General features: G+C 65.5%; 15 protein-coding genes and 1 pseudogene. 8 read left to right on the forward strand and 8 right to left on the reverse strand.

What is annotated here, in order from left to right:
- Positions 1–32: 32 nt before the first annotated feature.
- On the reverse strand, positions 33–977 hold the full coding sequence (locus tag AC5P6H_RS08075; protein ID WP_136191653.1) for an AraC family transcriptional regulator: 945 nt from the start codon (positions 975–977) through the stop codon (positions 33–35).
- Positions 978–1085: 108 nt separating this feature from the next.
- Between AC5P6H_RS08075 and AC5P6H_RS08080 the strand changes: the two genes are divergently transcribed.
- Positions 1086–1925 (forward strand): oxidoreductase, encoded by an 840-nt coding sequence (locus AC5P6H_RS08080; protein WP_134966714.1) that lies wholly within the window; start codon positions 1086–1088, stop codon positions 1923–1925.
- Positions 1926–1972: 47 nt separating this feature from the next.
- Here the strand turns inward: AC5P6H_RS08080 and AC5P6H_RS08085 are convergent.
- The 3 genes and pseudogenes from AC5P6H_RS08085 to AC5P6H_RS08095 form a co-directional block, all read right to left on the reverse strand.
- Positions 1973–3742: pseudogene (locus AC5P6H_RS08085) on the reverse strand (oleate hydratase).
- Between the two features lie 141 nt (positions 3743–3883).
- Positions 3884–4408 (reverse strand): GNAT family N-acetyltransferase, encoded by a 525-nt coding sequence (locus AC5P6H_RS08090; RefSeq protein ID WP_014646887.1) that lies wholly within the window; start codon positions 4406–4408, stop codon positions 3884–3886.
- Between the two features lie 200 nt (positions 4409–4608).
- A complete protein-coding gene (locus tag AC5P6H_RS08095; RefSeq protein WP_495202495.1) occupies positions 4609–5745 on the reverse strand; it encodes an FAD-dependent oxidoreductase in 1137 nt (378 codons plus the stop codon).
- Between the two features lie 38 nt (positions 5746–5783).
- Here AC5P6H_RS08095 and AC5P6H_RS08100 point away from each other — a divergent pair, with 38 nt between their 5' ends.
- From AC5P6H_RS08100 to AC5P6H_RS08115, 4 genes are all read left to right on the forward strand, one after another.
- Positions 5784–6239: a MarR family winged helix-turn-helix transcriptional regulator gene (locus tag AC5P6H_RS08100; RefSeq protein ID WP_014646885.1), complete on the forward strand. Its 456-nt coding sequence runs from the start codon at positions 5784–5786 to the stop codon at positions 6237–6239.
- A 182-nt stretch (positions 6240–6421) separates the two neighbouring features.
- Positions 6422–6877: an SRPBCC family protein gene (locus tag AC5P6H_RS08105; protein WP_197561650.1), complete on the forward strand. Its 456-nt coding sequence runs from the start codon at positions 6422–6424 to the stop codon at positions 6875–6877.
- Positions 6878–6887: 10 nt separating this feature from the next.
- Entirely contained in the window at positions 6888–7220 is a 333-nt protein-coding gene (locus AC5P6H_RS08110) for an ArsR/SmtB family transcription factor (RefSeq protein ID WP_134808788.1), read from the forward strand.
- A 2-nt stretch (positions 7221–7222) separates the two neighbouring features.
- Positions 7223–7681 carry an SRPBCC family protein gene (locus AC5P6H_RS08115; protein WP_069117095.1) on the forward strand — a complete coding sequence of 153 codons (459 nt, stop codon included), beginning with the start codon at positions 7223–7225 and terminating at the stop codon, positions 7679–7681.
- Positions 7682–7735: 54 nt separating this feature from the next.
- On the opposite strand, the gene AC5P6H_RS08120 is transcribed toward AC5P6H_RS08115, so the two are convergent.
- Complete coding sequence (locus AC5P6H_RS08120) at positions 7736–8986, reverse strand: alpha/beta hydrolase family protein (protein ID WP_495202538.1); 1251 nt, start codon at positions 8984–8986, stop codon at positions 7736–7738.
- A 181-nt stretch (positions 8987–9167) separates the two neighbouring features.
- Between AC5P6H_RS08120 and AC5P6H_RS08125 the strand changes: the two genes are divergently transcribed.
- The gene (locus AC5P6H_RS08125) at positions 9168–9545 is read left to right on the forward strand and encodes a DUF4180 domain-containing protein (protein ID WP_197606635.1); all 378 of its coding nucleotides are present in this window, start codon (positions 9168–9170) and stop codon (positions 9543–9545) included.
- A 97-nt stretch (positions 9546–9642) separates the two neighbouring features.
- On the forward strand, positions 9643–10407 hold the full coding sequence (locus AC5P6H_RS08130; protein ID WP_495202496.1) for a COG4705 family protein: 765 nt from the start codon (positions 9643–9645) through the stop codon (positions 10405–10407).
- On the opposite strand, the gene AC5P6H_RS08135 is transcribed toward AC5P6H_RS08130, so the two are convergent.
- Together AC5P6H_RS08135 and AC5P6H_RS08140 are read right to left on the reverse strand one after the other, a co-directional pair.
- Positions 10404–11186, reverse strand: coding sequence for a 3-hydroxybutyrate dehydrogenase (locus AC5P6H_RS08135; protein ID WP_495202497.1), 783 nt, complete (start codon positions 11184–11186; stop codon positions 10404–10406). The genes AC5P6H_RS08130 and AC5P6H_RS08135 overlap by 4 nt on opposite strands.
- A gap of 61 nt (positions 11187–11247) precedes the next feature.
- Positions 11248–11727 carry a tetratricopeptide repeat protein gene (locus AC5P6H_RS08140; RefSeq protein WP_495202498.1) on the reverse strand — a complete coding sequence of 160 codons (480 nt, stop codon included), beginning with the start codon at positions 11725–11727 and terminating at the stop codon, positions 11248–11250.
- Between the two features lie 166 nt (positions 11728–11893).
- Here AC5P6H_RS08140 and AC5P6H_RS08145 point away from each other — a divergent pair, with 166 nt between their 5' ends.
- Positions 11894–13270: a hypothetical protein gene (locus tag AC5P6H_RS08145; RefSeq protein ID WP_329767927.1), complete on the forward strand. Its 1377-nt coding sequence runs from the start codon at positions 11894–11896 to the stop codon at positions 13268–13270.
- Between the two features lie 126 nt (positions 13271–13396).
- Here the strand turns inward: AC5P6H_RS08145 and AC5P6H_RS08150 are convergent, their stop codons facing one another.
- Positions 13397–13876 (reverse strand): hypothetical protein, encoded by a 480-nt coding sequence (locus AC5P6H_RS08150; RefSeq protein WP_495202499.1) that lies wholly within the window; start codon positions 13874–13876, stop codon positions 13397–13399.
- Positions 13877–13963: the final 87 nt, after the last annotated feature.

Genomic DNA, 13963 nt, shown 5'->3' on the forward strand with positions numbered 1-13963 from the left:
GGCTTGCTGGCAACGTGACCTTCGATTGCCCCTCAATGCGAAGACACGTATACCGCATCGGCTGGCGGAGGTGGCAGCGCGAAACTGCGCCGCATCCGCGCGACCTCGGCCGCCGGCGGCAACGCGAACAGGCGCTTGAACTCACGGTTGAACTGCGACGGGCTGGCATACCCCACCGCCAGCGATGCCGCTTCGGCAGTCATCCCCTGCCGCAGCATCAGCAACCGTGCCTGGTGCAGGCGGGTCGACTTCACGTACTGCTTCGGCGACGTGCCGGTAATCGCGCGGAAGTAGTCGTGGAAGGTCGCCACACTCATGCCCGCTTCGGTGGCCAGTTGCCCCACGTCCAGGGTGGTGGCATATCCGGCATGGATCGTCCGCAGCACTCTGCCGATGCTGCCGAAGCGCCCGCGCATGGCCAGCGCCTCGCGCATTGCGCCGCCCTGTGCACCCGTCAGCACGCGGAAGTACACCTCACGCACCAACGCAGGGCCGAGCACGGCAGCCTCCAACGGTTCAGCCAGTGCCTCCAGCAGGCGCAGCACCGTGGCCTGCATCGGCGCCTGCATCGGACTGGACATCATGCTCTGCGCCGGTGTCGCCGGGGTGCCCTCCTGTTCACCCAGTTCGATCAGCAGATCCGCCGCCAGCTGCAGATCCAGATGCAAATAGATCGCCAGCAGCGGCGCCTGGGCCGACGCATCGGTTTCCATCGTGAACGGCACCGGCACCGACACTGCCAGATAGTGCTGCGCGTCGTACTGGTAGACCTGCCCGCCCAGATAGCCACGCTTCACCCCCTGGCAGACGATCACGATGCCGGGGTCGTACAACACCGGCGTGCGCGCCAGTGGCCGGTCCGATCGCAGCAACCGCACCCCCGGCAGGCGCGTGAGCGTATAGCCCTCCTCCACCGCCAGCGTCTTCAGCAGGCCGACCATGCGCGCCTGCACCTGCCGTTGCAGGGAATCGACCACAGGCACAGGCACTCCAGAGGAATAGGCAAGAATGGCCGAATCCTAGGCCTGTGACCCCGGTCGTTCAAGAACTAACGTGCAAGCCCTGCCCACCACGAACGCCCCCTCATGCCCCCTTCCCGCTTTCTCCTCATCACCGGTGTCAGCAGTGGATTCGGCCGCGCCCTTGCCCAGCAGGCCCTGCTGGCCGGCCACCGCGTGGTCGGCACCGTGCGCAACGAAACCGACCGCCAGGTACTCGAAGCGCTCGCTCCCGGCCGCGCATTCGGTCGCCTGCTGGACGTAACCGATACCGCCGCCATCAATGCGCTCGTCGCCGATATCGAAACCAACATCGGAAGCATCGACGTGCTGGTCAACAACGCTGGCTACGGCCACGAAGGCATCCTCGAAGAATCCACGCTCGCCGAGCTGCGGCAACAATTCGAGGTGAACGTGTTCGCTCCGGCCGCGCTGATCAAGGCCGTGCTGCCGCACATGCGCGCCCGGCGCCGCGGCCATATCCTCAACATCACCTCCATGGGCGGTTTCATCACGATGCCGGGCATCGCGTGGTACTGCGGCAGCAAGTTCGCGCTGGAGGGCATCAGTGAAGTGCTTGGCAAGGAAGTCGCGCCGTTTGGTATCCACGTCACGGCCGTCGCGCCGGGTTCCTTCCGCACCGACTGGGCAGGCCGCTCGATGGTGCGGGCACCGCGCAGCATTGACGACTACGACGCATTGTTCGATCCCATCCGCAACGCGCGTGAGGCGAAGAGTGGCCACCAGCCCGGTGATCCAGTGAAGGCTGCGCAGGCCATGCTGCAGGTCATCGACAGCGACGCTCCTCCCCGCCACTTGCTGCTGGGCAGTGATGCACTGCAGCTGGTGAGGGCAAAGCTGGCATCGATGGCCGGTAGCATCGACGCGTGGGAACAGCTGAGCCGTTCGACCGACGGCGTAGCGTGAGATCTTGAGGCCGCCGATGCCCTCACCGGCGGCCTCCCCCTGCCCGCTCAGTCTTCCTGCACCAGCTTGAACTCGCGCAGCAGGCCACCGATCTGGGTCTTGTCCAGCTTGTTCATCAGCAGATTGCGCAGGAACGCAGGCCCGGGAATGTCCAGTTCCTTGCCATCGCGCAGGCGACCGGTGGCGGCCAGCAGCGAGCGCACGTCATACGTGGAATTGAACACCTCCGGCACGCCGCGCTCGATCCCCAGCAGGGTGTACACCGCTTCCATCGGCGTGCGCACCGAATATTCGGTGGTGAAGATGCAGTCGCGCTGCTTCGATTCGGCAAACTGGCCGATGAAGGCGAAGTTCACCGCACCGTCCGGCACCACGTCCGGGCGGTCACCGGCCTGGCGTGGCATGAAGAACGCCGTGATGTACGGCATCATCACCGGCACCGTCTTCGCACCGGTCGCGGCCAGCGCATCAATCTCTTCCACCGGCACGCCCAGGTGGTACAGCCACTCGCGGGTGATCTCCTCGCCGGTGCACTCCTGCATCGGCTTTTTCACATAGTCGCCCGGCGTATCCACAAACAGCGAGTACACCCAGACCACGATCTGGTCCTTGGGCTGGTTCTTGAAATGCGGCTGGCGGTTCACCGTCCAGCTCATCAGCCAGCGCGAGTCGCGCACGCTGACGATGCCGCCGGTCACTACCTTGCCACTGAACGGGTCGCGCTTGGCGATCTTCTGGATGTAAGCCGGAATGCGCGCATCCAGCGTCGTCACTGTCGCCGATTCCCACTTGGTCTGCGGGATATGCGCGCCGAACACATCCGGGCGCCCGAACGCCGCATCCTTCGCGGCGATGCGGCGCCACAGGTCCCAGGCCGGCGCCGGTCCTTCGTTCAAACGCGCCGCGGTGTGGTGATCGCCATTATCCGAGTTTTCGGTCAGCGAACCGATCGTCATGAAAACAAGATCATCGGCGCCCAGATCCACGCCATCGGCTACACCATCACGCATCCAGTGGATACGCGTGGCCTGCTTGCGGCCCGGCTGCAGATCGAAGTCGACGTCGGTCACCTCGGTGCCGTACTGGAACACCACGCCCTGGTCCCGCAACCACTTCACCAGCGGCAGCACCAGCGATTCATACTGGTTGTACCGGGTGAACTTCAACGCCGAGAAATCCGGCAGGCCGCCAATGTGGTGGATGAAGCGATGCAGGTACAGCTTCATCTCCAGCGCTGAGTGCCACTCCTCGAACGCGAACATGGTGCGCCAGTACAGCCAGAAGTTGCTGTCCAGGAAGTCGCGGCCTAGCACCTCGTCGATGCGCTTGTTCTCCATCTCCTTCCGGGTGGCCAGGAACAGCGCGATGATGTCCTTCTGGGCCTGCTCGGTCAGCGTGAACAGGCCATCAGTGTGCGCATCTTCGCCGCGATTGATGGTGGCACGCTGCAGCGAATAGTTCGGGTCGTCCTTGTTCAACCAGTAGAACTCGTCCAGCACGCTGGCATCTTCAATCTCCAGCGACGGAATTGAGCGGAACAGATCCCACAGGCACTCGAAGTGGTCTTCCATCTCGCGGCCGCCGCGGATCACGAAGCCCTTCTCCGGCACCTTCAGGCCATCCAGCGCGCCGCCAGGAATCTGCTGCTGTTCAAGGATGGTGATGCGTTCACCGGCCATGCGCCCGTCGCGCACCAGGAATGCGGCGCCGGCCAGCGAGGCCAGGCCCGAGCCCACAAACTAGGCGCGCTTGCCATCCACACCGGCCGGCTTGCGCGGGCGCGCGAAAGCTTCGTAGTTGCCACTGCTGTAATACATGCGTTGCACCTTCCTGGAGGGGGTCATCAGGAACCGGCAGCGGAATGACACAGCCATCCGATGCAGGTCATGACCCTACTCTAGCGCCGAACCGGTCTATCGTTTCCTGCACGCAGGCTGCGACGGAATGACGCAGCCGCGTCAGAGCGTCCTTCCCAGCAGCATGCCTGGCCAGCCGTCCACGTTGAACGGCGCGATGCGCGTATACCCGCAGGATTCATAGAAGCGCACCAGGTCGCCGCTGCCTCCGGCGTAGCAGTCCACACGCAGATGGTCGACACCGGCAGCGCGCGCCTGCTCGTCGGCAAACGCCATCAGGCGGCGGCCGATGCCACGCACGCGCACATCACGCGAGGCCACCAGAACCCGCACATACAGCTCCGGCCCGGTGGGGGCCGGCACATAGGGCATCGACTCGCCCAGTGCAAGGAACGCCCGCACGTCGCCCTGCTCGTTCTGCGCCACCCATGCGCCTGGCAGTGCACACGCCTCGGTGACCTGGGCAATCCGGCGCGGCATCGTCGACCACGGTTCGCTGCCCCATTGCTGCACATTGCCGATCGACACGAACCACTCGATCACCTCGTCAAAGAGCCCCAACACTGCGGGGGCATCGGCCGCGCTGGCGCGGCGGATGTTCAAGGCGTCCTTTCCGGTTTCAGTCATGGGTTCCGCTCCTGTCATACCACGCTCCCCAACCCTGGAAAACAGGGGGAGCATCGGCCGGTTCAACCAGTCTAGCGCGTACCCCAGCGTGGCCACCTGTACCGGACCAAAGCAGTCGGAAGTCCATGTGACTTCCAGCGCGCCGCCAGGAATCTGCTGCTGTTCCCAGTGTCGCAGGTGCGTACAGACTCGATGCTTCATCAACCGCGTGGAGCATCCCCTCCGGCAATGAACCAGCGCTGGAACCCCTCGACCGCATCCGGCATCAGGGCGCGGGCGCGTTCACGCACCAGCACTTCGGCGTCGCGCATCGCGCTGATCGCATCCGGCCGCGCGCACAACGCCATCGCCACATCCGACGCGTCCAGCATCGCCAGGTTCACGCCCACGCCCACCGGAGGCATCAGATGCGCCGCATCGCCGATCAAGGTCACGCCATCGCGCGGGGTCCAGCAAAAATCCGCTGGCAGGCTGTAGATCGGCCGCCGCACGAAGTCCGTGCAGGCCTCCAGCAGGCGCCGAAGGTTCGTGGCCCACCCGGTATAGCAGCCTGTCACCAGCGTCCGTATGCCGTGCTGCGCGATCTGCGCGTCAAGCCACTCGGAAGAGCGCTTCAGCGCCGCATACACGCAGAGCCGATCGCGGCTGTTGCGTTGCACGAACAGGGCCTCCTCGCCGCCAAAGCAGAACAGGCTGCCCTGCCCGACCATCGCTGCGATGTCCGCAGCAGGCTGTGCGATCCAACCTTCGAAGAAGGTAATGCCGGTGGGCACCGGCTGGCACGTACTCAAGGCCGCGCGCACTTTCGACCACGCACCATCGGCACCGATCACGATGTCCGCCTCGCGCTGCACGCCGTTGGCGAATCGCAGGCCGTGGCCGTTCGCCTGTGCAGATACCAGCGCGGTCAGGCTGTGGCCCCACTGCACCGTGTCCGCCGGCAGCGCGTCCAGCAGCAGCTGGCGCAGGTCGCCGCGGTCGATCTCCGGCTTGTCCTTGCTCCCTTCCGGCCCGAACCCGCCGGTGGTGATCTCCCCGGACCACGGGTCGCCCATCCGCGCCTCCTGCCCCTCATGCCGCGCCACCGCACGGAAGGCCTCCAGCAGGCCCGCGCGCTGCAGCGCCACCTGCCCGGAATCGTCGTGCAGATCCAGCGTGCCGCCCTGTGTGCGCTGCTGCCCGGATGCTTCGCCCTCGTACACGCTCACGCGGTGACCGCCCCGATGCAGGATGAGCGCAGCGGTGAGGCCAGCGGGGCCTGCGCCGATGACGGCAATACGGGGAGGGTGCTCCATGGGGCGATCCAGGTTAGTTGATACGTCAACCGTATGCCGCAAGGGTTGACATGTCAACCATTGCCCGGCAACGTTCGGCCATGACCTCCCCCAGCATCACACCCGACGAATGGGCCACCTGGCGCGGCTTCCGGCGCATGGCAGAAATCACCTCGGGCCGCATCGTCCAGGACATCACCCGCAGCACCGGGCTCTCAAGGGCCGACTTCATCGTGCTGATGGAGCTGAACCAGTCCAAGGATCGCTGCCGCCGCCAGCGCGAACTGCTGGACTACCTGGAATGGGACAAGACGCGCCTCTCGCACCAGCTGACCCGCATGGCGGGCCGTGGCCTGATCGAACGCGATACCGACAGCGAAAACGTCGTAGTGATCCGCATGACCACAGAAGGGCACGCGCAGCTGCGCGCGGCACGGCCGGTACACGCCGCCGGTGTCCGCCGGTATTTTCTCGACCATCTCTCCGCGGATGATCGTGCCGCACTGCAGCGGATCACCGACAAACTGCATGCCGCCCTTCAGGACGCGGAGAACTGAGCCATCGCCCCGGTAGTGCCGGCCGCTGGCCGGCAACTGCACGCACCCAACGCCACCGGGATGCCGGCCAGCGGCCGGCACTACCACGCGAGGGCGTTCGTGGCGGGTTTGACATGCAGGCATTTACCTGCATATAGTCCACTCGAGGGCGGCGCCTGCCAGCCCATCGCGAGGAAACTGCAATGGTGGATATCGCACACAGGGTCGGCATCAAGGCCCCCGCAAGCCAGGTGTACCAGGCGCTGGCCACCCCCGAAGGCGTGGCCGCCTGGTGGGCCGAAGACGCGCACGGCGACCGCGAAGCCGGCGGCACGGTCAAGGTCCGTTTCACCAACAACGGCCAGGAAATCGGCGCCATGGAGATGAAGCTTGAGCAGCTTGTTCCAGGCGAGCTCGTGCTGTGGCGGTTCCACGCCGGCCCCGCCGAATGGATCGGCACCCACGCGCGCTTCGCGCTGAAGCAGGAAGGCGACTACTGCATCGTGCTGTTCACCCACGAAGGCTGGAAGGAACGTGTCGAGTTCACCTCCCACTGCAGCACCAAGTGGGCGGTGTTCCTGATGAGCCTGAAGGCACTGCTGGAAACCGGCAAGGGCCAGCCCAACCCACACGACGTCAGGATCGACAACTGGAATTGAAGACCTCCCCATGGCGGTAGACCACGTACGCGACGCAGACAAGGTGTTCAAGGCACTGGCCGATCCCACGCGCCGCACGCTGCTGGATCTGCTCTGCAAGGACAACGGGCAGACGCTGGGCCAGCTGTGCGAACACCTGGACATGGCCCGGCAATCGGTCACCCAGCACCTGGGCCTGCTGGAAGACGCCAACCTGATCAGCACCGTGCGCCGTGGCCGCGAGAAGCTGCACTTCATCAACCCGGTGCCCCTGCATGAAGTCTACGAACGCTGGGTACGCAAGTTCGAGCAGCAGCGCCTGAGCCTGCTGCATGACCTGAAACGCGAACTGGAAGGAGAATGACGATGTCCGCAGAGTCAACCCGCTTCATCCACGTGATCTATATCGCGTCCACGCCACAGAAGGTGTTCGAGGCCATCACCCGCCCCGAGATCGCCAGTCGCTACTGGGGCCACGAGAACGTCTCGGACTGGAAACCGGGCTCGCGCTGGCAGCACGTGCGTGCAAATGAAACGCGCTCGGTCGAGCTGGTCGGCGAAGTGGTGGAAAGCACCCCGCCCTCGCGCCTGGTCATCACCTGGGCAGCCGCCTCGCAGGCCGACAATCCCGCTGCCTACAGCCGCGTCACCTTCGACATCGTGCCCTACCAGGACATGGTGCGGCTGACGGTTACCCATGAGGAACTGGAACCCGGCAGCGGCATGGATACCGGCATCCGCCAGGGCTGGCCGATCGTGCTGTCCAGCCTGAAGTCGCTGCTGGAGACGGGCAAGGGGCTGGATGTGTTTGCGAAGCCGAACTGAGTCGTGCCGCAATCGGCGGCGGAGCGCCATCCGCCGCCAGCGCTCCCTGGCCGGTCAATCGCTCAATCTGCGCGAACGTCCATAACTGCCATGCACATCCTGCTTGATCCAATCGGCCAGCAGGCGCAGGTAGCCGTCGGTGATCCGCGTCGACACCCGGTTGCCCTCGGCATCGGTGCGGAACTCGACCATGCCGTGGTCGGTATCCGGGAACAGGTAGGTGTCGATCGGTTGCCCCGATACGCGCAGGCGCCCCAGGATGCTGCGGGTGGCTGTAATCGGCGCGGCGCGGTCCTGCTCGGCCAGCACCCACAACAACGGCACCTTCAGGCGGCGCAGCGCGGCCTCGGCGTCGTAGTCCCAGATCAGCTCCAGGTTGTCGAAGCGCGCGCGACCGATCCGGCGCAGGTCAGCGTCACTCATGCGCAGCATGTCGCCGCTGTATTCGCCGCTGATGTTCTTTGCCCACGGTGCGGCACCGATCTGCGTACGCACCTTCGCCAGCGCCTCGAACCCTTCATTGAAATGCGTGCGCATCAACTGCGCGGTCGCGTCTGAAAGCTGGCCGACCTGCTTCATCGCCGTTGCATCCAGCTGCATGCGCCGTGCCTCCTCGAACAGCTGCTCGCGGTCCTCCTCGATCGGCGACACCACCAGCCCGAAACCGATCGCCACGAAATCCGCCTGCGAGCGCGTCGCCGCAAGCGGTGCGATCCACCCGCCCTGGCTGCCACCGAAGTAGCCGGCGCGGCCGAACCGGCCTCTCGCCAGTTCGCGCGCCTTGGCAAGCGCCGCCGCTGCATCGTCAGCCAGCAGCTCGAAGTTCTGGGTGTACTCGCCTTCCGAATCGCCGGTGCCACGCTTCTGGTAGGCGAACACCGAGATTCCCTGCGCCACCAGCATGCGCTGGTAGATGGCCGCCACTGCCATCGTGCGTTCCGAGCCGTGCACCAGCACCACCAACGGCCGCTTGGGGTCGGCCGGGCCGGCCGGTTCGATCAACTGCCCGACCAGCTTGGCTCCCGCACTGCTGAAGGTCGTCTCGGTATCGCGGGTCGGCAGTCGCTGCCAGCGCTGCGTCGCTCCCGCAGGCGACCTGAAGCTGACCACATCGTCGCTGCAGCTCACCGGCGCGCTGGCATCACCGGTGGCGCCACGTCGCCCGTCCAGCATCAGATAGCGCTGGCCTGTGGCCGGCGCCGCAGCGGGTGCGCCCAGCACCACGATGTTGCCTTGCCCGTCACCGTAGGCACTGACCGTGCACAGCTCGGCGGCTGCAACCGGCAGCCCCGAACACACCAGCACCGCGCTCAACAACGAACGACTCCTCCACCCTGCCATGCCCTTCCCCGTTTCGATGAACCTGCGTCGTGCAGGTGCCGGGCGCAGCCTAGCGCGTTCGTTCGCCAGATTCATGCTGCATCTGCTTACTGTTGGCCTCTCCCATGGCCATACTGGGCGGACGATACGAACTTCAGAGCGCACGATGCACACACATGTAGAACAGATCGGCAGCACCCGCGTCCTGCGCAGCGCCGATACAGGCCCGCTGCTGGATGGCAACGCCCTGCGCGACCTGGTCGGCGATGCCCTTGGGCACCAAGCCGAGTGGATCGCCGTGCCGGTGCAGCGCCTATCGGCAGACTTCTTCGAGCTGCGCTCCGGCATGGCCGGGCAATGGCTGCAGATGCTGGTGAACTACCGCCTGCACTTCGCCGTCCTGGGCGATGTCAGCGCCTACCGCGCACAGAGCGAATCGCTGGACGCGTGGATCACCGAATGCAACCGCGGCCGCGACGGCTGCTTCGTGGCCGGCTGGGGCGCCCTGCTGGCGCGCCTTTCGGCCCCCGCCAGCGCCGGCTGAACGCCGCCCCCACGCTCACCCTCGCCAAACCTGGTTCCGACTGCACTCCGACGCCGCCCGCCACAGCATCACCCGCGGGCTCCCCAGGCGACGTTCGATGCGCGCTTCAGACGCAGATTCCCTGCACAGCAAAGTGGCGGCGGTCACTCTCGGTTTCTGGGTGATGAAGATCGCCGCCACCACCCTCGGCGAGACTGCGGGTGACCTGCTGTCGATGACGCTCAACCTCGGTTACGTGGCCAGCTCGGCCATCCTGCTGGCGATCTTTGCCGGCCTGCTGGGCATGCAGTTGTCGGCGCGGCGCTTCCACCCAGTGCTGTTCTGGTCGGTGGTGCTGGCGACCAGCACCGCCGGCACCACCCTGTCCGACCTGATCGACCGCACGCTCGGCCTGGGCTACGCCACCGGCGCCAGTCTGCTGGCCGGCTGCCTGGCGCTGGTGCTGCTGGCTTGGCGGGTGTCGGAAAAGTCGATCTCGGTCAGCAACATCGCATCGCGCCGCGCCGAAGGCTTCTACTGGACCGCCGTGCTGTTCTCCAACACGCTCGGCACCGCGCTGGGTGATTTCCTCGCCGACGATTCCGGGCTGGGCTTCACCGGCGGCGCACTGCTGATCGGCACCCTCATCGCGCTCACCGCACTGGCCAGCCGCATCAAGGGCATCGACCGGGTCATCCTGTTCTGGATCGCCTTCGTGCTCACCCGCCCGTTCGGTGCCACCTTCGGCGATCTGCTCACAAAGCCGCTGAAAAAGGGCGGCCTGGGCTTCGGCACAGTCGGCTCGTCGCTGGTGCTGTTCACCCTGCTCGCCACGCTGGTGGCACTGCCGATGCTGCAGCGCAAGGCGCAGCCAGCCAGCTAGCGCGCCGTCCAGCCCCCATCCACCGGCAGCGCCGTTCCGGTGATCTGCGCCGCAGCGTCCGAGGCCAGGAACACCACCGTCTCACCCAGCTGATCGGGCGTCACGAACTGCAACGACGGCTGCTTCTCAGCCAGCAGCGCACGCGCGGCGGTCTCCTGATCCGTGCCTTCGCGCTCGGCCAACGCGGTGATCTGCTGCTCGACCAGCGCCGTCCGCACCCAGCCCGGGCAGATCGCATTGGCGGTAATGCCGGTACCCGCATTCTCCAGCGCGGTCAGCTTGGTGAAGCCCACCACGCCATGCTTGGCCGCCACGTAGGCCGACTTGTTCACCGAGCCCACCAGCCCGTGCACCGACGCAATGTTGATGATGCGGCCGGCGCCCTGCTGCTTCATGTGGGGCAAGGCCGCCGCCGTTGCATGGAACACCGCCGAGAGATTCAGCGCCAGGATCGCGTCCCACTTCTCGACGGGGAATTCCTCGATCGACGCCGTGTGCTGGATGCCGGCGTTGTTTAACAAGATGTCGATGCGGCCCATCGTCGCGACGGCGTGGTCGATCATGCCGCGCACTGCCTCGCCACGGGAAAGATCGGCACCGTCATGCGCCACCCGTACGCCGAACTCGGTTTCCAACCGGGAACGAATGCGCTCGATCTCCGCCGCATCGCCGAAGCCGTTCAGCACGATATCGGCGCCTTGCCGCGCCAGCGCGGTGGCAATGCCAAGACCGATACCGCTGGTGGAGCCGGTGACCACCGCAACCTTTCCACTGAACATGGGTGAGTTTCCATCGGGGGTAGGACGCCAGTGTAGCGTTATCGGCCTCCGCACCCTCCTCCTATGTGCCCACGTCCAACGAGTACGCCAGCAGGAACTCCCTGGCGTACTCATTCCCCGCCTGCGCCGAAGCGCGGATCAGGTACACCGCACGTGGCACGTCGCTGGGGACACCCTTGCCATGGAACAACGCCAGGCCAAATTCGTACATGGCCGACGGATAGCCGGCCTCCGATGCCCGCTCAAAATGCGCGGCCGCCCGCATGACGTCCTGCTCGACGCGGTCACCGGTCAGCAGGCACAGCCCTACCGCATGGATCGCCGGCATATAGCCCTTCTCTGCGGCCTGCTTGAGAGCCGCGAAGCTGTCCGCCTCGGCATGTGCGTGGTCCTCCCCCACAGGCATTGAGGAAGAGAGAAACAACGCTTCGGCACAGCCGCGTGCAAGCTGCGGAGCCAACAGCCGCCGCGCCTCGGCAATGTCACCACGGTCGAGCACCGCATCGAAGTCGGTCGTGAGCTGGGTTGGCATGTTCGTCATGGCACAGGCTTCCTTCCTGTTCGCGGGCAACCATTCGCCCGGCTGACAGTATGCCTGCACCAGGCCAGGGCATTGCGCCAGCCCCACAAGACCGGGTGACCAGAAGACTCTCCGCGTCCATCGATGTTGGCCCTATAGTCAACGCCATCCACCCAAGGATGGCCCGATGAACCCCTGCAACGCCCTACTGCCTGCCGCCCTGATCGCGCTGCTCGCTCCCGCCACCAGCGTGGCCGCACCGGCCGCACAACCGGCCACACCGCTCACCACCGGCAGCGTGCGGCTGGATATTGCCAGCGGCCGTGTCGAGGGCGATGTCTGCATGTCCAACCTCCCAGCCGAATCAAGGGGCGCGTTCGTACTCAACGCCGGCCTGAACGTCGCGCGGGTCACAGATGGCGAGGGTAAACCGGTCGGGTTCGATGGCTGGTACGACCCGGGCGTGGATGGCGAGGCGCGCGTCTACACCCTGGCCGAGCCCACCGCCACGCTCTGCGTGCAGTACGTGGGCGCGTTCCCGCTGTACCCGAAGCACGATGCCCTGGGCGACTTCAAGGGCATGATGGCCTTCAACGGCGACAGCGCCCGTTTCACCGAACAGTCCGCGTGGCTGCCGCAGGCATTCGACCCCAAGGCCCGCGTGCGCAGCAACGAAAGCCGCTACGACCTGCAGGTGGACTGCGCCGGCTGCCGCTTCCTGTATCTCAACGGCAGCCCGGCCATCGAAGGCGCGCAGGGGCGATTCCGCAGCGACAACGCGCGGCCGATCCTGTTGTTCGGCGGCAGCGGCCCGATCACCCGCACCGCGCAGGTCACGATCCTCAACGAGACCCTGCCCACGGCCAAGGTCGATGCACTGTCCAGCACGGTGCAGAAGGTAGCCGACGTGCACAGCCGCTACATGGGCATGCCGCTGGCCGACCGCCCCACCTTCCTGCGCATGGTCACGCTCAACCAGATCGAGCGCGATCGCGAAGGCAGCGAATGGGGCTTTGCCACCTGGCCCACCATCGCCATGAGCGGCAGCATCGGCAACGTGGCCGACTCGCTGCTGGCCGGGGGCGAGCAGGCCGAACGGCGCGTGCAGTACATCGCACACGAAATGGGCCATTACTATTTCGGCACACTGAACCGTCCGCAGGGGCCGTATTTCTGGGTGCTGCTGGAGTCCAGCGCCGAGTTCCTGTCGATCAAGGCGCTGCGCGAGATCAGTGGCGATGCCGCGGCCGATCGCTATATTGCGCGACTGCAATCGGCCATCGACACGCAGGACAAGCCGTTGCCAGCATTCGATGCCATCGACGGCAACTCCGATCTGGGCGAGATGTATCGCTACGTCTATGCCCCCTTGCTGTTGCTCTCGCTGGAGAAACAGGTGGGCGAAGCGAAGATGCAGGCCTTCATGCGCGGGCTGCTGGCCGCGCCGTCGCCGAGGAACTGGGCCGAGCTGCAGGGCATTGCGCTGAAGGCCGGCATCGATGGCAAGACCTGGGAGCGCTGGCGGGCAAGCTGTGTGGCTGGCGGCAGGCAGAGGTGCCAGTAGATCCACGTCATGCGTGGATTAACTCCCTCAACGCCCGCACAACTGAATCGCCCACCACCGTGTCCAAGGCAACTCGCCCCCTGTCCCCTCCATTTGCCAATCAGCGCCGCTGATGTCCCCGCGCAATCAGAAGAACAGACCCGCCTGATCCACAGTCGCCAGTGGATTGGCCTTCCGCACCGCCTCAAGGAACAGCAGGAAGTCGCGGTTGAACAGCGTCAGGTTGTTGGTGAACGTCACGCACTTTCTGCCCGATGCTTTGCTGAAGCACACCTGCCAGACATAACGTCCGTAGATCTTGTCGGAGGTGCGAGTGACTGAGTTGATCTGCGAAAGCGGAACCGCCGTGGGCACCGGCCCACGCCGCAGGTAAAAGGACGCCGCATCAAAGAAGTAGTGCTCCCGATCCTCTTTTCCATCCACCATCACCAGGGTCATGGACTTACCGGAAATCCGGCGAGGGGGATTCAAACGCAGCCCGGATCCCAACCCGGAACGCGCGGTCGCTGACATTCGCCGAAGAATGAACCAGAGGATCACCAACGGAAGTGCCGCGAGGACAACGAGGGCAACAGCCTTCAAAACAGATTCCAGTGCGCCGGGCACACAGATCTCCTGGATGAACGTTCAACATGGGCGACGACCCGCTCGCCGGGCCTAATAGATCCACACCATGCGTGGATGCTATCGCCT

Source organism: Stenotrophomonas sp. YJH_SMC_110 (genome assembly GCF_059369255.1).

Bases quoted from the DNA above. Each gene is read 5' to 3' on its own strand.
- AC5P6H_RS08080 (WP_134966714.1), top strand. From the start codon at position 1,086: ATGCCCCCTTCCCGCTTTCTCCTCATCACCGGTGTCAGCAGTGGATTC.
- AC5P6H_RS08090 (WP_014646887.1), bottom strand. From the start codon at position 4,408: ATGACTGAAACCGGAAAGGACGCCTTGAACATCCGCCGCGCCAGCGCG.
- AC5P6H_RS08100 (WP_014646885.1), top strand. From the start codon at position 5,784: ATGACCTCCCCCAGCATCACACCCGACGAATGGGCCACCTGGCGCGGC.
- AC5P6H_RS08105 (WP_197561650.1), top strand. From the start codon at position 6,422: ATGGTGGATATCGCACACAGGGTCGGCATCAAGGCCCCCGCAAGCCAG.
- AC5P6H_RS08110 (WP_134808788.1), top strand. From the start codon at position 6,888: ATGGCGGTAGACCACGTACGCGACGCAGACAAGGTGTTCAAGGCACTG.
- AC5P6H_RS08115 (WP_069117095.1), top strand. From the start codon at position 7,223: ATGTCCGCAGAGTCAACCCGCTTCATCCACGTGATCTATATCGCGTCC.
- AC5P6H_RS08125 (WP_197606635.1), top strand. From the start codon at position 9,168: ATGCACACACATGTAGAACAGATCGGCAGCACCCGCGTCCTGCGCAGC.
- AC5P6H_RS08130 (WP_495202496.1), top strand. From the start codon at position 9,643: ATGCGCGCTTCAGACGCAGATTCCCTGCACAGCAAAGTGGCGGCGGTC.
- AC5P6H_RS08135 (WP_495202497.1), bottom strand. From the start codon at position 11,186: ATGTTCAGTGGAAAGGTTGCGGTGGTCACCGGCTCCACCAGCGGTATC.
- AC5P6H_RS08140 (WP_495202498.1), bottom strand. From the start codon at position 11,727: ATGACGAACATGCCAACCCAGCTCACGACCGACTTCGATGCGGTGCTC.
- AC5P6H_RS08145 (WP_329767927.1), top strand. From the start codon at position 11,894: ATGAACCCCTGCAACGCCCTACTGCCTGCCGCCCTGATCGCGCTGCTC.